Raw genomic sequence first — 20495 nt, forward strand, 5'->3', positions numbered from 1 at the left:
AAAATGTCTATGACTACAGTCTTATCAATTAGAGCTTTAACGCACTGTTCACTAAAGATTCTTGTTGGTGAGCATGCAGCTCTGGGTAACCACAAGCTGGTGCAGCAGACGCTTCACGGCCAGCATAGGTCAGTTTTGCACCCGCAGGGATAGCAGCCCAGAAGTGATGTTGGCTAGAGTACCAAGCACCTTGGTTTTGCGGCTCTTCCTGACACCATACAAAATCCTTCACATGTTGGTAATCAGCTAAGGCTGCAACCATTTCTTCATGCGGGAACGGATATAACTGTTCGACACGGATTATTGCTACGTTATTGATATTTTCTTTACGGCGTTTTTCCAGCAGCTCGAAGTATACCTTACCGCTACAGAACACCACGCGATCGACCTTGCTCGCCTCTAACGTATCGATTTCACCGATCACGTTTTGGAAGCTGCCATTAGCCAATTCTTCCATGCTAGAAACCGCTAATGGGTGACGTAGCAATGATTTAGGTGACATCACGACCAGTGGACGACGCATTGGGCGCACCACTTGGCGACGCAGCATATGGTAAACCTGAGCTGGCGTTGATGGCACACACACTTGCATATTGTGGTTAGCACACAGCTGCAAGAAACGCTCTAAACGGGCGCTTGAGTGTTCTGGACCTTGGCCTTCGTAGCCATGTGGTAACAGCATGGTCAGACCGCATAAACGGCCCCATTTCTGCTCACCAGAGGACAAGAACTGGTCGATAACCACTTGCGCACAGTTGGCAAAGTCACCGAATTGGGCTTCCCAAATCGCCAGACCGCCAGGTTCAGCTGTTGCATAACCGTATTCGAAGGCGAGTACTGACGCTTCAGACAATACTGAGTCAGTGATGTCGATTGGGCCTTGGTTTTCGGCAATATTACGCAGTGGTAAATACGTAGTCGCATCGTTTTGGTTGTGCAGAACCGCATGACGGTGGAAGAAGGTTCCACGACCAGAGTCTTGACCAGTAATACGAACACGTTGTTTATCTTCAAGAATCGTTGCGTAAGCTAAGGTTTCAGCAAAGCCCCAGTCGAGTAACTTCTCACCTTTTGCCATCGCGACGCGGTCACTATAAATCTTAGCAACACGGGATTGCAGTGAATGGCTTTCAGGCACGTAGCTCAACTTATCGGCTAGTTTCTGCAAACGTTCGATAGGCAGTGAAGCGTCATAGGCTTCATCCCATTCGCGACCAATGTAAGGAGTCCAATCCACGGTGTGCAGTGTCATTGGACGCCATTCTTTCACTACGCAATCACCTTGATCTAAGGCATCACGATAAGTGTTGATCATGCTGGTCACATCATCGGCAGCAATGGTATTTTCTGCGATCAGTTTGTCAGCGTAAATCTTACGTGGCGTTGGGTGTTTCTTGATCTTGGCATACATCAGTGGCTGAGTTGCACTTGGCTCATCAGCTTCGTTGTGGCCATGACGGCGGTAACACACTAAATCAATCACCACATCACGTTTAAATTCGTTACGGTAATCAACGGCCAACTGCGCAACGAAGGCAACCGCTTCTGGATCGTCTGAATTTACGTGGAAAATCGGCGCCTGTACCATCTTAGCGATGTCAGTACAGTATTCAGTTGAACGCACATCGTGGTGATTTGAAGTGGTAAAGCCCACTTGATTGTTGACAACGATGCGGATACTACCACCCACTTTAAAGCCACGGGTCTGAGACATGTTGAATGTCTCTTGTACGATACCTTGACCAGTAATGGCAGAGTCACCGTGGATAGTGATTGGCATCACCTGTAAACCATCTTTACAACCGCGGCGGTCTTGACGAGCACGTACAGACCCCATAACCACAGGGTTAACGATTTCAAGGTGAGACGGGTTAAAGGCCAGCGCTAAATGCACATTGCCACCCGGTGTTTCAAAGTCAGATGAAAAACCTTGGTGGTATTTCACGTCACCAGAACCATGAGTATCAGCATGCTTACCCGCAAACTCATCAAACAGTTCAGCAGGACGCTTACCTAATACGTTCACAAGGACGTTCAAACGACCGCGGTGAGCCATACCGACGACGATTTCTTTAGTGCCCGCTTCACCTGCACGATAAATAATTTCGCGCATCATAGGTACTAGTGCATCACCGCCTTCTAACGAGAAACGTTTCGCACCAGGGAATTTAGCACCTAAGTATTTTTCAATGCCTTCAGCAGCATTTAGGCCTTCAAGAATGCGGGTCTTAACGTTTTTATCGTAGTTAGCTTTACCTAAGGATGGTTCGAGACGTTGTTGGATCCAACGCTTTTCATCGGTGTCGGTAATATGCATGTATTCGGCGCCGATAGAACCACAGTAAGTGGCTTTTAGCGCTTTGACTAAATCAGCCAACTTCATGGTTTCGCCGCCATGGGCGAATGAGCCAGTATTGAACTCACGCTCCATGTCTTCTTTAGTTAGACCGTGGAATGCGGGATCTAAATCGGCAACAGGTTCACGTTTCCACAAACCTAACGGGTCAAGGTTAGCACCTTGGTGACCACGGAAACGGTGGGCGTTGATTAGCTGTAGCACTTTAACTTGCTTAGCATCCAACTCAGGATCGGTCACACGAGCTGCGCTCTTATGACGTCCTTCCATCGCTAAACTGCGAAAATAATCACGTACTTTTGAGTGGGCCGCTTCTGGCGCGTCTTTTGAGGCACCGTTCACCGGAGGGAGATTATCAAAAACCGCACGCCAATCGTCAGAAACTGACTGAGGGTCTTCTTGATAGGCTTCATACATCTCTTCTACGTAGGTCGAATTTGCACCACTTAAGTGAGATGATTCGAGCCAGGCTTTCATGATGCCTTGGTGCATTTCTATTCCTTTCAAACTTTATACACGTGCTTAGCCATAGTTTTTTTATGTGATCTCAGGTCAGTACCTTTGATACATAATTTCTGCCGCCCCTAGAATATCCAGATTTCACGGCGCGTTGTCTTCCATTACATACACAAAAGAGCCACCTTCTATGCCCAGAAAGTGACTCTTTGAGAGCTATATTATTATTGATTTCAGCTCAGGTTCTCGCATTACACCGCTCGCTTAAGCAGCATTGACTTAATATGACCGATTGCTTTGGTCGGATTAAGTCCTTTTGGACAAACGTCAACGCAGTTCATGATGCCGTGGCAACGGAATACGCTGTAGGCGTCGTCCAGCTCAGAAAGACGTTCTTCTGTTGCTGTATCGCGACTGTCGATCAAGAAACGGTAAGCATGCAGCAGACCGCTAGGACCGATAAACTTATCAGGATTCCACCAGAATGATGGACAAGCCGTTGAACAACAGGCACACATGATACATTCATAAAGACCATCTAAATGGGCACGTTGTTCAGGTGACTGTAAATGTTCACGAGCAGGCTGCTTATCATCGTTGATAAGGAAGGGTTTAATCTTCTCGTATTGCTTGTAGAACTGAGTTAAATCAACCACTAAATCACGTACAACTGGCATACCTGGCAGTGGACGGATTTCCAACTTCTTACCTTTAAAAGTAGAGATTGGGGTAATACAAGCCAGACCGTTTTTACCGTTCATGTTCAGGCCATCGCTGCCACAAACACCTTCGCGGCAAGAGCGACGGAACACCAAGGTTGGGTCTTGTTCTTTTAACTTGATCAGTGCATCGAGCACCATCATGTCAGTGCCAGCAGCCACTTCAAGGCTGTAATCCTGCATGTAAGGTTTTGTATCTACATCAGGATTGTAGCGATAAACTGCAAATTCCAATTTCATCTTTGCAACTCCTACTAGTAGGTACGTTTCTTCGGCGGGAAAGCTTCACGCAACTTAGGCGCCATATTCACAGCACGACGGTCCATGGTTTCAGTCACAGGGTCAAACAAACTGTGGCATAGCCAGTTTTCATCGTCACGCTCTAAATAGTCTTCACGTGAGTGAGCACCACGGCTCTCTGTACGGAAGTTAGCAGCATAAGCGGTAGCAATCGCCGTCGCCATCAAGTTGTCTAATTCTAAACACTCGATACGTTGGGTATTAAACTCACGAGAGTTATCAGACAATTTAGCATTTTCTAAACGCTTACGGATGGCTTTTAACTGCTCTAAACCTTCAGCCATGGCATCGCCACGACGGAATACAGAGAAGTTTAATTGCATGCAAAGTTGTAAATCCTTACGGATTTGCACAGGATCTTCGCCATCTTTATTGTTTTCCCAGCGTTGTAAACGTGCCAGAGAAGCTTGAATATCAGCATCAGTCGCATCCTTAGGATCGGCAGTCTCATCGAGCGCTTTACCTAAGTGTTGACCAGCTGCACGGCCAAAGACCACTAAATCTAGCAATGAGTTACCGCCTAAGCGGTTCGCGCCATGTACAGACACACAGGCAATCTCACCCACAGCAAACAGACCCACTACGTCTTGCTCAGTGCCGTCAGCATTCTTACGAATAACCTGACCGCTCACCTTAGTTGGCAGCCCACCCATCATATAATGACAAGTTGGCAGAACAGGGATCGGACCATCAGCCGGATCGATGTGAGCGAAGGTACGAGATAATTCACACACGCCAGGTAGACGTGCTTCTAAAGTCTCTTTACCTAAGTGATCGAGTTTCAGTAAGCAGTGTGGGCCTAATGGACCATCTAAACCACGGCCTTCACGGATTTCGGTCATCATAGAACGTGCAACTACGTCACGAGATGCCAAATCCTTCGCGTTTGGTGCATAACGCTCCATAAAACGCTCACCGTCTTTGTTTAGCAGGTAACCACCTTCACCACGACAACCTTCTGTCACAAGTACACCCGCACCAGCGATACCGGTTGGGTGGAATTGCCACATTTCCATATCTTGCATCTGAACGCCAGCACGCATTGCCATACCGACACCGTCACCAGTGTTAATGTGAGCGTTAGTGGTAGAAGCGTAGATACGACCAGCACCGCCTGTAGCTAATACAGTGGCTTTGGCTTTGAAGTAAACGATTTCACCAGTTTCGATTTCAATCGCAGTACAACCTACGATGGCACCGTCTTGGTTCTTCACTAAATCGAGGGCATACCATTCAGAGAACACTTGGGTTTTGTGTTTTACGTTCTGCTGGTATAAGCAGTGAAGCAGTGCGTGACCGGTACGGTCTGCCGCTGCTGCGGTACGAGCCGCTTGTTCACCACCGAAGTTTTTAGATTGACCACCAAAAGGACGTTGGTAAATCTTACCATTTTCGAAACGAGAGAATGGTAACCCCATGTGCTCAAGTTCAATAATGGCTTCTGGGCCGGTTTGACACATAAATTCGATAGCGTCTTGGTCACCGATAAAGTCGGAACCTTTTACGGTATCGTACATGTGTTGTTCCCAATGGTCTTCATGGGCGTTACCCAGCGCAACGGTGATACCACCCTGCGCAGACACAGTATGAGAACGGGTTGGGAATACTTTAGATAAAAGCGCACAGCTCTTACCTTCTTTAGAAATCTGTAGTGCTGCACGCATACCTGCACCACCGGCGCCGATCACTACAGCATCAAATTCGCGTACTGGAATACTCACTTAGACACCCCACACAATAACAATGCCGGCCGCTAAATAGCAGAAAACGGTAACGACAAAGGTGAACTGTAATACACCGCGTAACGATGTGCACTTGACGTAATCCGTCAATACTTGCCATACACCAATCCAAGCGTGAACAAGCAATGCAACTAACGCGAGCAGTGTAAACACTTTCATTGGCAGAGCACTGAAGAGGCCATGCCACACGTCATAGGTGAGAGGGGAACTACATGCAATAAAGCCAACCATGAAAATGGTGTAACAGGCGAGGATTACTGCACTAGCGCGTAGTAGAATAAAGTCATGAACACCACTGCGTCCAAAACTTGCTGCATTGGTTACCATACCCATAACCCCGCTAAAATTGAAAAGGCTACCGTTAACACAAATACAGCTTTCGCTGAGGCGGTGCCCGAAGCCAACTCTTCCCAACGACCGGTATCCATCACTAAGTGGCGCAGGCCACCGAATAAATGGAAGGTCAAAGCAGTCAAAATGCCCCAAATGATGAACTTCACAACAAAGTTATCAAACAGAGATTGAACGCCTGCGAAACTTTCAGCGGAGGCTAAAGATGAATTTAGCAACCAAATAAGAATGCCAACAGCGAACAGCATGATGACACCGGATACACGGTGAAGAATTGACACAATCGCTGTTGCAGGAAAGCGAATGGTCTGCAGATCTAAATGGACAGGTCTTTGCTTTTTCACGTTCTGCTCACTCAGCTCCATTGAGCATTTTTTTTGTTATGTGAACCGCTTTTGTACAAACTTTAAACTGAGTAATTAATCACAGCAAAAGTAAACACAAAAGCAAAGTTTAAACAAACAGATAACTATTTGAACACTCACTCATTTAACATGTAAACAAAGGGTGCTTTAACATCATCGTTTGCAGCCATTATTAGGCGGAGGCAAGTATACTCGCGGGAAATGTCAAATACAAACATCACAGAATGCAAATTTTGTTTTTTTAGGAAAATTTTCGCGTAAGTGCCAGCTGTAGCAAGGAAAGTAAAGCGTTTTATACCATGGTCTAACAAATTTAAACGCTTATTTAAATTGAAATGTGATCTACAATGGCTGTAAAGTAATGGCGGTTTGACATGCCGCACTCACAGATAAGAACGAAGTAAGGAGAACGGGGTATGGCTGATTTAAAAGCCAAATTAGAATTACCAGGGAATGACTCGATAGAGTTGCCAGTAAAGCAAGGATCCGCTGGTTTTGACGTAATCGACATCAGTAAACTTGGCAGCAAAGGTTACTTCACCTTTGATCCGGGTTTTCTTGCGACAGCCTCCTGCGAATCTGCAATTACCTATATTGATGGTGATCAAGGTATATTGTTACACCGCGGCTATCCAATCGAGCAACTTGCCGTTGACTCCGATTACCTAGACCTGTGTTATCTGCTGCTTTACGGTGAACTGCCGACAAAAGAGCAATATGCTGAATTTGTACACACAGTCAAAACCCACACTATGGTGCATGAGCAAATCGCCTTCTTCTTTAGAGGCTTCCGTCGTGATGCTCATCCTATGGCGATGTTGTGTGGTGTTACTGGTGCATTGTCTGCATTTTATCAAGACTCACTCGATGTCAACGATCCTCGCCACCGCGAAATCGCCGCTTATCGCCTAGTCTCCAAAATGCCAACGATTGCTGCTATGTGCTACAAGTACTCTTCAGGCCAGCCATTCGTTTATCCACGTAATGACTTAAGCTATGCAGGCAACTTCTTAAGCATGATGTTTGCCGTTCCTTGTGAAGAGTACAAGGTAAACCCAATTGTTGAACGTGCTATGGACCGTATCTTCATTCTTCATGCGGATCACGAACAAAACGCGTCAACGTCAACCGTACGTTTAGCCGGTTCTTCAGGCGCGAATCCATTCGCGTGTATCGCTGCGGGTATTGCTTCTCTATGGGGCCCTGCACACGGCGGCGCGAACGAAGCTTGTCTACAAATGTTAGAGGAAATCGGTTCAGTAGACCGTATTCCTGAATTCATTGCCCGTGCGAAAGACAAGAACGACCCATTCCGTCTGATGGGCTTTGGTCACCGTGTTTACAAAAACTTTGACCCACGTGCCAAAGTGATGCGTGAAACCTGTCACGAAGTGTTAAAAGAGCTAAAAGTACAAGATCCATTATTAGATGTCGCCATGGAACTTGAGCGTATTGCGCTGGAAGATGAGTACTTCATTTCGAAGAAACTCTATCCAAACGTCGACTTCTACTCAGGCATCATCATGAAAGCCATTGGTATTCCTACCAGCATGTTCACTGTACTGTTCGCATTAGCGCGTACTGTGGGTTGGATTGCTCACTGGAAAGAAATGTTGGATCAACCTGGTCACAAGATCAGCCGTCCACGTCAGCTTTATACTGGCGAGACTGCGCGTGACTTCGTCGACCTAGATAAACGCTAAGCACTGCGGTTTATTGATTCAAAGCGCCCTCAAGGGCGCTTTTTTATTGCCATTTATCTCACTCTAACTCTAGGCATGTTCTACTAAGACAGTAGCCCCTCACCCGATGACATGCTTCTTGCCCCACGATGAAAACTTATTTAGCATTTTTCATCACTTTTTAAACTTTTTAGCTACATCTGGCGTATTCATCTTAGCGCAAAATCGTCAAAAATAATAATTAACAAGTAAAAACAGCAACTTAACAAGTGGCACGTTTTATGCTATTTAGCATCATTATATTCAAACAATAGGTAACAGTTCTTATGGAAAAGTCTAAAATGATTAAGTTCGCCCTACCCGTTTTATTAGTGTCAATGTTGGCGGCTTGTGGTGAAGAGGAAGTAGCTAAAAAAGAAGAAAAATATGCTATTCCCGTTGAAACGACGACCGTGATTCAGGGTAATGTCTCTTCTTTTTACAGTACTACGGCCACCCTTGAAGCCCCACAGGAGGCGAATGTTGTCAGTCGAATCGCTGGCCTAATCGAAGCCATTAATGTGGAAGAAGGCGACCGCGTTAAGAAAGGACAAATACTAGCGGTTATTGATGCCAAACGTCAGCAATATGATTTAGATCGTTCCGAAGCGGAAGTTAAAATCATTGAGCAAGAGTTAAACCGCTTAAAGAAAATGAATAATAAAGAATTTGTTAGCGCTGACTCTATGGCCAAGCTTGAATACAACTTGCAAGCAGCTATTGCTAGACGGGATCTTGCCGAACTACAAGTGAAGGAAAGCCATGTGGTTTCGCCTATTGATGGCATTATTGCCAAGCGGTATGTTAAAGCGGGCAATATGGCTAAAGAGTATGGCGAATTGTTTTATATCGTTAACCAAGATGAATTGCACGGCATTGTGCATCTACCAGAGCAGCAATTAACCAGTTTGCGCTTAGGCCAAGAGGCTCAAGTATTTAGCAATCAACAGAGTAAAAATGCTATCCATGCAACTGTACTACGTATCAGCCCTGTCGTGGATCCACAAAGCGGAACATTTAAAGTCACTTTGGCCGTACCAAATCAAGACGCCCGCCTAAAAGCGGGGATGTTCACTCGGGTCGAATTAAAATATGACACCCATGAAAATGTGATTACCGTGCCCTACAGCGCCTTAATCAATCAAGATAATAAGCAAGCCTTGTACGTCATTGACGGTACCAATGCTAACCGTCGCGAAGTTCAAATCGGATACCGCGAAGGTGATTTAATTGAAATTGTTTCTGGTATCAAGCCTGGCGAGCTCGTCGTTACCCGTGGTCAGCAAAATTTGAAAGACCAGTCCTTAGTTGAAGTCATTACCCCACTCGATTTGGCCTCAACGAAGAACTGATAGGAGTCTTTCATGTCAATCATTAGCACCTCAGTTAAACGGCCAGTCACGGTATGGATGTTCATGCTGGCCATTATGTTATTTGGTATGGTCGGATTTTCGCGCTTAGCGGTAAAACTCCTGCCCGATTTAAGCTACCCCACCTTAACCATTCGAACCATGTACGACGGTGCTGCGCCCGTTGAAGTGGAGCAACTGGTCTCAAAACCCATTGAAGAAGCCGTCGGTGTGGTGAAAGGCTTACGTAAGATCAGCTCTATTTCTCGCTCAGGCATGTCCGATGTGGTACTTGAGTTTGAATGGGGCACCACTATGGATATGGCAAGTCTCGATGTGCGTGAAAAACTCGACACTATCGCCCTGCCGCTCGATGTTAAAAAGCCATTACTACTTCGCTTTAACCCCAACCTTGATCCTATCATGCGCCTAGCGCTGTCTGTACCAAATGCCACTGAGACAGAGCTCAAACAGATGCGTACCTACGCAGAAGAAGAGCTTAAGCGCCGCCTAGAGGCTCTTTCTGGGGTTGCCGCTGTGCGTTTATCCGGCGGTTTAGAACAGGAAGTGCATATTCAACTCAATCAGGAAAAATTATCCCAACTCAATTTGAATGCCGATGACATTAAGCGTCGCATCAACGAGGAAAACATCAACTTATCTGCGGGCAAAGTGATCCAAGGCGACCGCGAATATCTGGTACGAACCCTTAACCAATTCAATTCATTGGAAGAACTAGGGCAAGTGATCGTCTATCGCGACGCACAAACCTTAGTACGTCTATTTGAAGTCGCTACGATTACCGATGCCTTTAAAGAGCGCAGCGATATCACCCGTATCGGTAGCCAAGAATCGATAGAACTGGCTATTTATAAGGAAGGTGATGCAAACACGGTCGCCGTTGCCAAAAAATTGCGCGATGAGCTATTGAAGATCAACAAAGATCCTCAGCAGAACAAACTGGAAGTGATTTACGATCAATCCGAGTTTATCGAAAGTGCTGTCAGTGAAGTGACCTCTTCAGCGTTAATAGGCAGTATTTTGTCCATGCTGGTGATTTATCTGTTCCTGCGCAATATTATCCCGACGCTGATTATCTCTATCTCAATCCCCTTCTCGGTGATCGCTACCTTTAACATGATGTACTTTGCCGATATCAGCTTAAACATCATGTCATTAGGTGGTATTGCGCTGGCGATTGGTCTGTTGGTTGACAACGCGATTGTGGTACTCGAAAACATCGACCGCTGTCGCAGTGAAGGCATGAGTAAATTGGATGCTGCGGTAACGGGCACAAAGGAGGTTGCTGGCGCGATTTTCGCCTCGACAATGACGACGCTCGCGGTGTTTGTTCCCTTAGTTTTTGTCGATGGTATTGCTGGCGCCCTCTTTTCAGATCAAGCCTTAACGGTGACCTTTGCGCTCTTGGCCTCCTTGCTTGTTGCCTTAACCTCGATTCCTATGCTGGCCTCACGGGAAGGATTTAAAGCTTTGCCGGAGCTCATGAATAAAACGCCGAAGGAAAAACCGACCACTAAACTTGGCAAATTAAAACACTATAGTGCGACGGTGTTCTCCTTCCCGATTGTGTTGCTATTTAGTTACTTGCCGAGTGCCTTACTCACCTTAGTGTTGATTATTGGCCGCTTCTTTTCGTGGTTGTTTGGCTTAGTGATGCGCCCGCTGAGCAATGGCTTTAATGTTGTGTACCACAGTATCGAGTCTATTTACCATAAGCTACTGGCTTTGGCGCTGCGTAAGCAAATCATGACGTTACTACTGACGATTGGGATCACTGGTGCCTGTATTAGCTTGCTTCCCCGTTTAGGAATGGAATTAATTCCACCGATGAACCAAGGGGAATTCTATGTTGAAATACTGCTACCACCTGGCACAGCTGTGGGTGAAACCGATAGGGTCTTGCAACAACTGGCGATGTCGATTAAAGACAGACCAGAAGTGAAACATGCCTACAGCCAAGCGGGTAGCGGAGGGTTAATGACCTCAGACACCGCTCGTGGCGGCGAAAACTGGGGCAGATTACAGGTCGTACTTGGAGATCACAACGCCTATCATCAGGTGACGCAAGTGCTACGAGACACGGCGCGCCGCATCCCCGAGCTTGAGGCAAAAATCGAGCAACCTGAACTCTTTAGCTTTAAGACGCCATTGGAGATTGAGCTAACAGGCTACGATTTAACCTTACTAAAACGCAGTGCCGATAACCTTGTTAAGGCGTTGTCAGCATCTGATCGCTTTGCCGATGTAAATACTAGCCTGCGTGATGGTCAGCCAGAATTGAGCATCCGTTTCGATCATGCTCGTTTAGCCGCATTAGGAATGGATGCCCCGACGGTTGCCAATCGCATTGCCCAACGTGTTGGTGGCACTGTCGCCAGTCAATATACGGTTCGTGATCGCAAGATTGATATTCTCGTTCGGAGTCAACTGGATGAGCGGGATCAAATTAGCGACATCGATACCTTAATTATCAACCCTGACAGCTCCCAACCCATAGCCCTTAGTGCAGTAGCAGAAGTATCACTGCAATTAGGCCCATCGGCGATTAACCGTATCAGTCAACAAAGGGTGGCCTTGGTATCGGCAAACCTTGCCTACGGCGACTTAAGTGATGCCGTAGCCCAGGCGCAGCAGATCCTGTCTACGCAGGTATTGCCAGCATCGGTGCAAGCCCGTTTCGGTGGCCAGAATGAGGAAATGGAGCATTCATTCCAATCACTAAAAATTGCATTGATCCTAGCGGTGTTCTTGGTATACCTCGTGATGGCAAGCCAATTTGAGTCACTGCTGCATCCATTGCTCATTTTATTCGCTGTGCCAATGGCACTGGCAGGAAGTGTGCTTGGCCTTTATATCACTCAAACCCATCTAAGCGTGGTGGTCTTTATTGGCCTTATCATGCTGGCGGGGATCGTCGTCAATAATGCCATTGTATTAGTGGATAGAATAAATCAACTACGTGCTGAGGGCGTGCAGAAGCTTGAAGCCATTAAAGTCGCAGCGAAATCCCGTCTTCGCCCGATTATGATGACAACGCTTACCACTGTACTAGGTCTGCTCCCTATGGCATTAGGGCTAGGCGATGGCTCAGAAGTTCGCGCACCAATGGCGATTACCGTGATATTTGGCTTGAGCTTATCGACGTTATTAACCTTGATTGTGATCCCAGTGCTCTATGCCCTGTTTGACCGTAAAGAGTTTACGCATACCGCCACTGAGCAAGACAACACGGCAGAAACTGCGGAGGCTCGCCTATGAACCTCACCCATCTAGCGATAAAGCGCCCTGTCACCACCAGCATGTTTTTCTTTGCTATCTTGCTGTTTGGTCTGGCTTCTAGCCGTCTATTACCGCTCGAAATGTTCCCCGGTATCGATATTCCGCAGATTGTCGTGCAAGTGCCTTACAAAGGCTCGACTCCTGCAGAAGTGGAACGCGATATCACTAAGGTGCTCGAAGAGTCGCTCGCCACCATGGGCGGTATCGATGAACTTGAATCAGAGTCCTCCCAAGAGGGCGCTGAAATTGAAATCAATATGAAATGGGGCGAAAACGTTGCCACAAAAAGCTTAGAAGCACGCGAAAAAATCGATGCCGTGCGGCATTTATTGCCCAAGGATGTTGAGCGGGTATTTATCCGCCAATTTTCCACTGCCGATATGCCTGTACTCACTATACGCATTTCGAGCGACCGCGAGCTCTCTGGTGCATTCGATTTACTCGATAAGCAGCTAAAACGACCATTAGAGCGGGTGGAGGGCGTCTCTAAGGTGAGTCTCTATGGGGTTGAACAAAAGCAGATTGAAGTGCGGATCAATGCAAATAGACTCGCCGCCAGCGGTTTTTCAGCGACTGAATTACAAGCTCGTCTCGGGCGCGAAAACTTCGTGTTAAGTGCTGGCACCTTGAGAGAAAGTAACCTCGTTTATCAAGTCTCCCCTAAGGGGGAATTTAGAAACCTTGAGGATATTAAGGCGCTGGTGTTAATCCCTGGACTGACCTTAGGCGATGTTGCCGATGTACAATTTTCCCTGCCTGAGCGCAGTGAAGGACGCCATTTAGATCAACACTATGCGGTGGGTTTAGATGTATTTAAAGCCTCCGGCGCCAATTTGGTGGATGTGTCCGACCGTGTACTTAAAGTCATTGAGCAGGCTAAACAAGACCAACAGTTTCAAGGTATCCGTTTGTTTATTATGGAAGATCAAGCTTCAGGCGTGAAATCCTCTTTATCAGATCTACTGCTGTCGGGATTGATCGGTGCGTTGTTATCATTTGTCGTGCTTTATCTGTTCCTAAGAAACCTCAAGATGACCCTAATTGTGGTGTCCTCAGTACCAATTTCTATCGGTATGACGTTAGCCGCCATGTATCTGCTCGGTTACAGCTTGAATATTCTATCGATGATGGGCTTGTTATTGGCTGTAGGTATGCTTATCGATAACGCCGTTGTGGTCACCGAAAGTGTACTGCAAGAAAAACAAGGTAACTCACTCAAAACCAGCACCCAAGACAATGAAAACGCTGTTATGACGGGGGTCGATAAGGTCAGTCTTGCGGTACTGGCGGGTACTATGACTACAGCGATTGTGTTTTTACCCAATATTTTTGGGGTAAAAGTTCAGCTGACTATTTTCCTTGAGCATGTAGCAATTGCGATTTGTATTTCGCTGGCAGCATCACTTTTGGTGGCTAAAACATTAATTCCATTGATGTTAACTAAGTTCCACTTTGAGATTGCACCAGAGAAATCTGCGGGTAAATTGCAAAGTTTCTACAATCGCAGTCTTAATTGGGTGCTTCTCAGACCTTGGCGTTCTGGGCTGATCGCCATCGCGATTCTCGCATCTACCGCCCTGCCCTTGTCAATGGTCAAGCAGGACCAAGAGGACAGTCAAAGTAAAGAGCGAATTTACATCAACTACCAAGTTGAAGGGCGCCATAATCTCAACGTGACCGAAGCGATGGTGGGTCAAATGGAGGAGTATCTTTATAAAAATAAAGAAAAATTCCATATTGACTCTGTGTATAGCTACTATGCTCCCGACGAAGCCTCATCGGTCATCTTATTGAAAAAAGATCTGCCCATGTCCCTTGATGAACTGAAGAAGAATATTCGCAGTGGCTTTCCTAAGTACTCCATCGCTAAACCTCAGTTTGGCTGGGGTGACGATAACTCAGGTGTACGCGTCACCCTCACTGGACGCTCCACCTCAGAGCTTATCTATTTGAGTGATCAAGTGTTGCCATTACTCTCGACGATCAAAGGCTTAGTGGATGTACGTTCTGAAGTCAACGGTGCTCAACAGGAAGTGGTTATCCGTATTAATCGGCAAATGGCGGCAAGACTGGATTTAAAACTGAACGAAGTAGCTTCCAGCATTTCAATGGCACTAAGAGGGACACCACTGCGCTCATTTAGGCACGATCCAAACGGGGAACTGCGTATCGAAATGGCCTATGAGAAGGAATGGCAAAAATCCCTCGATAAGCTTAAGCAATTGCCGGTAGTGCGAATAGATCAACGTCTTTACACACTTGATAACCTTGCCAGTATCGAAATCCAACCTAGATTCGATACCATCAAGCACTATAATCGCCAAACTTCGCTGTCTATCGGAGCGAACTTGGATAATCTCACCACAGAGGAAGCCCAAACTAAGATCAAACAAGTGATGGAGAATGTGCGTTTTCCTGATGGCTATAACTATTCGCTACGGGGCGGTTTTGAACGCCAAGATGAAGATCAAAGTATCATGGCAATCAATATGTTACTTGCTATCGCCATGATTTACATCGTGATGGCGGCACTATTTGAGTCCTTGTTATTACCGACGGCCATTATTACCTCAATCCTCTTCTCGATAACGGGTGTGTTTTGGGCATTGCTGCTCACAGGCACGCCTATGTCGGTCATGGCGATGATCGGTATTCTGATTTTAATGGGTATAGTGGTAAATAACGGTATCGTCTTGGTCGATCAAATCAACCAAATGACACCCGATCTCGATAAGCTGTCGGACACCATTCGCGAAGTGTGTATTACCCGTTTGCGCCCGGTACTGATGACAGTAGGAACAACCGTACTAGGTTTAGTACCACTGGCCATGGGCGATACCCAAATTGGTGGCGGCGGCCCGCCATATTATCCGATGGCAATTGCCATTATTGGCGGCTTGTCTTTCTCAACCGTAACTAGCCTATATTTGGTGCCATTGTGTTATCAACTCCTCTATAGAATGCGTTACCGCGCCGCAGTCCGACTTGGCGAATCGAATCGTATCGCCCAAAAACTCTTACCGTGGACAGCGAAAGCATGATATGACGGGATAGCATGACATCACTCATTAAAAAGGCTGCATCGCAGCCTTTATTATTTTGTTAGCACCTTAAAACGGAGCATATATAACTGTTCAAGGCCGGGATAAATCTCGGCAATCACCAGTCGCAGTTCAGCTAAAGTCATATTTTCTTGTTGGGCGTGCAGTGTTGTGAGTCCAGACAATGTTATGGGCATTACCTCCAACACTTGGATGTCACAAAACCAACGATGAGTTTCAAAGGTCGACACTGGGAGGATTTGCCCTGGTATCACATGGGATTCAGCTTCATTACGTAACGTAATCGTTTTCTTGCCCATCAAAATATCGTGTTCAAAGCGTTCAAAAAAAGTGATGTCAGTTAACAAGGTTAATCCCTCTATTTATCCAGTCAAAATGCGATAGCACGGCACAAAATACAGCAAAACATGGTCAGTTTGCGCGATTTAAGTTAGAATTCGACCTCAATTGAGCCATTGGCCTCATATTCCTGCGCTTAGCGGGTGCGAACGACATTAGAGACTTTATGAACAAGAAACAAAAGATCATCAAAAAAATTGCGAAACGTGCTAAAGCCAGACTGAATAAAGTCGATCCAGCCACCATTGGCGCACCCGCAAAATCTGGCTATATCTCTAAGGCTGAACGCGCCAAGATCGCAGCACTTGCTGCGGCTGCAGAAATAGAAACAGCAGCAAGTGAGCCACAAGAGGCAATAACTGAGCAATAATATTGTTTAATAAAAACAAAATTATGCGCGAATGAGCCCAATAAGTAATGCCACAGCCAGACTGTGGCATTTTTATTTTAAATAGTCAGTTGTTAGTCACTACATACATTAACGCTTAGCATTATCCTGTTGCTCTATAAAGGGTATAACAGGCTCCATTTCTTGCTCTTCCGTCAATTGTGCCATCTGCGCGCAGGAGGATGAAAGTGGGCTAGTTGCACTCGGTAGATTCTGTGCCACCTCATTCGTCATCAATTCGTCCACATCGGCTGCTAAGCCAGCAACACCATGTCCGGTCGATGTCAACGCGACCTTATCAACTAAACGATAGGCAACCCAAACCCCTAAAACACCAAAAAGAATTGAGCCTATCACTTGGCCGATAAGTACCCCATAAACCCCGCCCCACTGCGCGCCCATATACACAAAGGGAACGGTACCTAAAGTCGCCTTGCCCACATTAAATAAGGTGGAATATTTGGCCTTACCCAAATTATTAAAGGAGGCGTTTGCGACAAATAAAATCCCAGAGAAGATAAAAAACACCGCAATATAGCTGCAGAAAAATTCAATAAGTGCCGCACTATCGCCCTTCATATCAAACAAACTGACGATCTGCGCTTTAAGTAAAAACAAAAGTAACGACATCACCACCACATACAAGGTACAAAATTGAATCGCCTTCGTTAAACTTTCGCGCACCCGATCGAATCGTCCTGCTCCAAAGTTTTGCCCAACAATAGGCCCAATAGCGCCGGATAAGGCAAAAATCATCCCAAAAGTGACAGGCACTAACCTGCCGAGTACCGCCCAACCCGCAACATAAGCATCACCAAAATCCGCAATTGCCCGAGTAACAAACGCATTGCCAATTGGCGTGGCAATGTTCGTGAGAATGGCTGGTCCTGCAATCGCGAAAATCGGTTTAAGATCGGCTTTAAAATAGTGAAGATTAAACCTGCCAAGGAGTTGATGTTTGACCACAACACCCCGACCCGCGATGATAAATACCGCAATACGAGCCAATACTGATGCCAGTGCAGCCCCTTCAATCCCCATCGCAAACAGGAAAATAAAAATCGGATCAAGCACGGCATTCACACCACCGCCCGCTAAGGTCGACATCATCGAAAGTTTTGCATCTCCCACGGCACGCAGCGCACCGCCAAGGGCCATCGCAAGGCAAATAAAAGGCAGTGAAGGTACCAAAATATACAGATAACTCTCTGCAAGCTCGGCAGTATGACCGCTGGCCCCCACAAGCGTGACTAACTCAGGAATAAAAGTCGTGACCACAATGCTGACCAACACACTAATGATCGTGGTCACCACCGCACTGTTAAGTAATAGGCGTTTCGCTAATTCGATATCCTTAGCGCCGATAGAGCGAGACACCAAGGCCCCGAGCGCAATGGAGAGACCTATGCCAATTGATGTGGTAAAAAATGAAATACTGCCCGCATAACCTACAGCCGCGGCTAATTCATGTTCGCCCAATAAGCTTAAGAAAAATATATCCAGTAAATCGACTACAAATAACGCAGAAATCCCCACCGCAGCGGTTGAACTCATCACGAGAATATGGCGAAGAATTGAACCTTCAACAAACTTAGCTTGGGTCATGGGGTTGTTTTACCTTATTAATTGCAAAAGCAAAGGCCAACACTGAATTGTTGGCCTTTGCTTTTATAGTCATCTATGGGTATTTAGGTCAAGCACTAAAGCAGCTTATGCCGCAATTGGGCTCATCTTCGTTTGGTGGTAACGCAGACGACTGATAGACAATGCAATTAACGCAAGCAGCGTTAACGACCCCATCACCACCCCTTGCCATTCGGCTTTATGCCAAAATAGCATCAAGTAAGGTCCACCCAAAGCGGCGCCTAAGTAATAGCAACACAGATACAGCGAGGTGGCCTTGGCGCGATCGCGGCTTGCGCGCATCGCCACAAAAGAGTTGCAACAACTGTGGGTTAAGAAGAATCCACATGCCGTCATCAAAAAGCCCATGCAAATGGTGGCTGTGGTATCAAACAGGGTCAATAAACTGCCCAACAGCATCAAACACCAAGACCATTGATATAACTTGTGCTGACCAAATTTTGCCAGCCACTTAGCAGTAAAATAGGAGGCCACAGTACCACTGGAGTAACACAAAAAAATCAAGGTCGCTTGAAAGCGGCTCCACTCGTAGGGCGCCGCCATCAAATGCAGTTGAATAAAGCTAAATTGATTCACCATCATCATAAAAGTGATCCCACCGATGGCATAGGCTAACCGCATTTGTGGATCGGTTAGATGGTGACTAAAGCCGTAAAAATCCTGAAGTAACCGAGCCCGTTTTGAGACTGAAGGCGCCGAGGTTTGCCCGCCAGATATCGCCTTAGCATCTGCGCCAGAAGGTAATAAAAAGCTCGTCAAGGCAACACCTGCGAGGGTCACTAAAAACAGTAGCCACATGGACTCCTGCCAAGATAAAAACTGCGACATCAACCCGCCCAGCAGACGCCCAACAATCCCGCCGATACTATTGGCCATAATGTAAATGCCCGCTGCTTTGAGCATAGTGCTTGGCGAGAGTTGTTCCTTAAAATAAGCCATGGCAATGGCAGGCACCGCAGCGAGCAATACGCCTTGTAAAAAACGCACATACACAAGCGCATTAAAGTCTCCAGCCCAAATCAGCAGCAGGTTCGACAATGCCAATAACCAAAGACTCACCACAATCGGCGTATGCCGGCCAATTCTGTCGGACACAACCGCATAAATTAATAGGGAAAATGCCAATGAAAAACTGGTCACAGAGAGAATGAGCGTAGCCTGCGATCCCGATACGGCAAAATGCTCAGCGATCAGCGGTAACATGCCCTGCATCAAATACAGATTGATATATACCACCACGGAAGCCACACACAGTGCCCACATCAGTCGGGTATCACGTTGTTTATTGTCGATAATAGTGTCTAACACGGCTTGCACTTTTAGCCTCGATAACGCCTCACTCTAAGAATAGACAAAGGTTAGCACTGGGCATAACATAACAATAATAGATAATTTATATCGACATTATTGATTTTTGTTATGGCAAATCTTTGATAACTGACATGGTTATCGCAAATTGTCGCGCGTAAGCGTGCATCACAAGCAAAAGGCTCACACTATGGATATACGCCAACTTAAACACTTAGATGCACTTGCAAATACTGGCAGTTTTACCGCCGCGGCCAAGAAGCTCAATATGGCGCAGCCTGCCCTAAGCCAAAGCATTAAACGGCTCGAACTATCTCTTGGCGTCACCCTGATCAACCGCACCAGCAATAAAAATGACAAGCACCTCGCGCTCACCGCCGAAGGCTTAGTGCTGCATCAACATGCCACGTTAATCCTAAAACAAATCAAGCAGGCCGAAGCGCAAATCCGCGCCATGGCGAATTTGACCTCAGGGGAAGTGCGGATTGCGGTGCCGGGTATGTTGGGCTCCTTCTATCTGCCCTCACGCCTTATGGCGTTTCGCCATCAATATCCCGAGTTAAAGCTGTCACTATTCGAAGGCGGTACCCGTGACGCACTGCGGATGTTACAACAGGAAGAAGTGGATATTGCTATCATTACTGCCCAAGATCTGCAGAGTGATTTTGATAGCCAATTACTGATCCGTGAGCAGATGGTGATCGCCATGGGCGCCGAGCATCCACTTGCCGAGCATTCTGCCGTGAGCTTAAACGACTTCTTTGACCATGAACTGGTAATGTTCAAAACCGGCTATTTTCACCGCGAGTGGATCCTCTCTCAGGCAAAAGACTTGGGTAAAAAGCCCAATATTGCCTTTGAGACCAATCTGATTAACTTGATCAAACAGATTGTGTCGCAGGGATTTGGTATCACCAGCGTGCTCGAAATGGCCATCAGTCCAAAAGACGATATTCTCGCCAAACCCTTTGATCCGCCAGTGTTTTTAAACCTGCATATCGCCTGGAAAAAACAGCGCCCCGTCAGCCAAGCCGACCGCGCCTTTGTGGAATTTTTAATGAAAAATCGATAATAAACAGGCAATAAAAAAGGGCC

At 46.5% G+C, this 20495-nt stretch carries 14 protein-coding genes; 6 read left to right on the forward strand and 8 right to left on the reverse strand.

Going from position 1 to position 20495, the window contains the following annotated elements; genetic code table 11:
- Positions 1-28: 28 nt before the first annotated feature.
- The 5 genes from sucA to sdhC all read right to left on the reverse strand — a co-directional run bounded on the left by sucA (position 29) and on the right by sdhC (position 6289).
- Positions 29-2848: a 2-oxoglutarate dehydrogenase E1 component gene (sucA, locus tag JM642_RS12010; RefSeq protein WP_037417459.1), complete on the reverse strand. Its 2820-nt coding sequence runs from the start codon at positions 2846-2848 to the stop codon at positions 29-31.
- A gap of 215 nt (positions 2849-3063) precedes the next feature.
- Positions 3064-3771, reverse strand: a complete 708-nt coding sequence (locus tag JM642_RS12015; RefSeq protein WP_037417461.1) for a succinate dehydrogenase iron-sulfur subunit — start codon at positions 3769-3771, stop codon at positions 3064-3066.
- A gap of 14 nt (positions 3772-3785) precedes the next feature.
- Positions 3786-5552, reverse strand: a complete 1767-nt coding sequence (gene sdhA, locus JM642_RS12020) for a succinate dehydrogenase flavoprotein subunit (RefSeq protein WP_047536607.1) — start codon at positions 5550-5552, stop codon at positions 3786-3788.
- Positions 5553-5900: a succinate dehydrogenase, hydrophobic membrane anchor protein gene (gene sdhD, locus JM642_RS12025; protein ID WP_011622411.1), complete on the reverse strand. Its 348-nt coding sequence runs from the start codon at positions 5898-5900 to the stop codon at positions 5553-5555.
- Positions 5894-6289, reverse strand: coding sequence for a succinate dehydrogenase, cytochrome b556 subunit (sdhC, locus tag JM642_RS12030; protein WP_037417467.1), 396 nt, complete (start codon positions 6287-6289; stop codon positions 5894-5896). Before sdhC ends, sdhD begins: the two co-directional genes overlap by 7 nt.
- Positions 6290-6705: 416 nt before the next feature.
- On the opposite strand from sdhC, the gene JM642_RS12035 reads away from it, so the two are divergent.
- From JM642_RS12035 to JM642_RS12050, 4 genes are all read left to right on the forward strand, one after another.
- Complete coding sequence (locus JM642_RS12035) at positions 6706-7992, forward strand: citrate synthase (RefSeq protein ID WP_037425617.1); 1287 nt, start codon at positions 6706-6708, stop codon at positions 7990-7992.
- A 305-nt stretch (positions 7993-8297) separates the two neighbouring features.
- Positions 8298-9362, forward strand: coding sequence for an efflux RND transporter periplasmic adaptor subunit (locus JM642_RS12040; protein ID WP_037425620.1), 1065 nt, complete (start codon positions 8298-8300; stop codon positions 9360-9362).
- A gap of 12 nt (positions 9363-9374) precedes the next feature.
- Entirely contained in the window at positions 9375-12638 is a 3264-nt protein-coding gene (locus JM642_RS12045) for an efflux RND transporter permease subunit (RefSeq protein WP_037425622.1), read from the forward strand.
- Positions 12635-15700: an efflux RND transporter permease subunit gene (locus JM642_RS12050; protein ID WP_037425623.1), complete on the forward strand. Its 3066-nt coding sequence runs from the start codon at positions 12635-12637 to the stop codon at positions 15698-15700. Before JM642_RS12045 ends, JM642_RS12050 begins: the two co-directional genes overlap by 4 nt.
- A gap of 53 nt (positions 15701-15753) precedes the next feature.
- Here JM642_RS12050 and yqfB read toward each other — a convergent pair whose 3' ends face one another.
- Positions 15754-16068, reverse strand: coding sequence for a N(4)-acetylcytidine aminohydrolase (yqfB, locus tag JM642_RS12055; RefSeq protein ID WP_203431867.1), 315 nt, complete (start codon positions 16066-16068; stop codon positions 15754-15756).
- 158 nt (positions 16069-16226) lie between these two features.
- On the opposite strand from yqfB, the gene JM642_RS12060 reads away from it, so the two are divergent.
- Positions 16227-16430: a DUF2986 domain-containing protein gene (locus tag JM642_RS12060; RefSeq protein ID WP_203431868.1), complete on the forward strand. Its 204-nt coding sequence runs from the start codon at positions 16227-16229 to the stop codon at positions 16428-16430.
- Positions 16431-16538: 108 nt separating this feature from the next.
- Here the strand turns inward: JM642_RS12060 and JM642_RS12065 are convergent, their stop codons facing one another.
- Together JM642_RS12065 and JM642_RS12070 are read right to left on the reverse strand one after the other, a co-directional pair.
- Positions 16539-18053, reverse strand: a complete 1515-nt coding sequence (locus JM642_RS12065) for an MATE family efflux transporter (protein WP_069454763.1) — start codon at positions 18051-18053, stop codon at positions 16539-16541.
- Positions 18054-18158: 105 nt separating this feature from the next.
- Positions 18159-19409, reverse strand: coding sequence for an MFS transporter (locus tag JM642_RS12070; protein WP_047537240.1), 1251 nt, complete (start codon positions 19407-19409; stop codon positions 18159-18161).
- 181 nt (positions 19410-19590) lie between these two features.
- Here JM642_RS12070 and JM642_RS12075 point away from each other — a divergent pair, with 181 nt between their 5' ends.
- The gene (locus tag JM642_RS12075) at positions 19591-20472 is read left to right on the forward strand and encodes a LysR family transcriptional regulator (RefSeq protein ID WP_047537243.1); all 882 of its coding nucleotides are present in this window, start codon (positions 19591-19593) and stop codon (positions 20470-20472) included.
- Positions 20473-20495: the final 23 nt, after the last annotated feature.

It is taken from the genome of Shewanella sp. LZH-2 (genome assembly GCF_016859145.1).
Classification (GTDB): Bacteria; Pseudomonadota; Gammaproteobacteria; order Enterobacterales; family Shewanellaceae; genus Shewanella; species Shewanella xiamenensis.

Coding starts and splice junctions, on each gene's coding strand:
- sucA (WP_037417459.1), bottom strand. CDS start 2,848: ATGCACCAAGGCATCATGAAAGCCTGGCTCGAATCATCTCACTTAAGT.
- JM642_RS12015 (WP_037417461.1), bottom strand. CDS start 3,771: ATGAAATTGGAATTTGCAGTTTATCGCTACAATCCTGATGTAGATACA.
- sdhD (WP_011622411.1), bottom strand. CDS start 5,900: ATGGTAACCAATGCAGCAAGTTTTGGACGCAGTGGTGTTCATGACTTT.
- sdhC (WP_037417467.1), bottom strand. CDS start 6,289: ATGGAGCTGAGTGAGCAGAACGTGAAAAAGCAAAGACCTGTCCATTTA.
- JM642_RS12035 (WP_037425617.1), top strand. CDS start 6,706: ATGGCTGATTTAAAAGCCAAATTAGAATTACCAGGGAATGACTCGATA.
- JM642_RS12040 (WP_037425620.1), top strand. CDS start 8,298: ATGGAAAAGTCTAAAATGATTAAGTTCGCCCTACCCGTTTTATTAGTG.
- JM642_RS12045 (WP_037425622.1), top strand. CDS start 9,375: ATGTCAATCATTAGCACCTCAGTTAAACGGCCAGTCACGGTATGGATG.
- JM642_RS12050 (WP_037425623.1), top strand. CDS start 12,635: ATGAACCTCACCCATCTAGCGATAAAGCGCCCTGTCACCACCAGCATG.
- JM642_RS12060 (WP_203431868.1), top strand. CDS start 16,227: ATGAACAAGAAACAAAAGATCATCAAAAAAATTGCGAAACGTGCTAAA.
- JM642_RS12065 (WP_069454763.1), bottom strand. CDS start 18,053: ATGACCCAAGCTAAGTTTGTTGAAGGTTCAATTCTTCGCCATATTCTC.
- JM642_RS12075 (WP_047537243.1), top strand. CDS start 19,591: ATGGATATACGCCAACTTAAACACTTAGATGCACTTGCAAATACTGGC.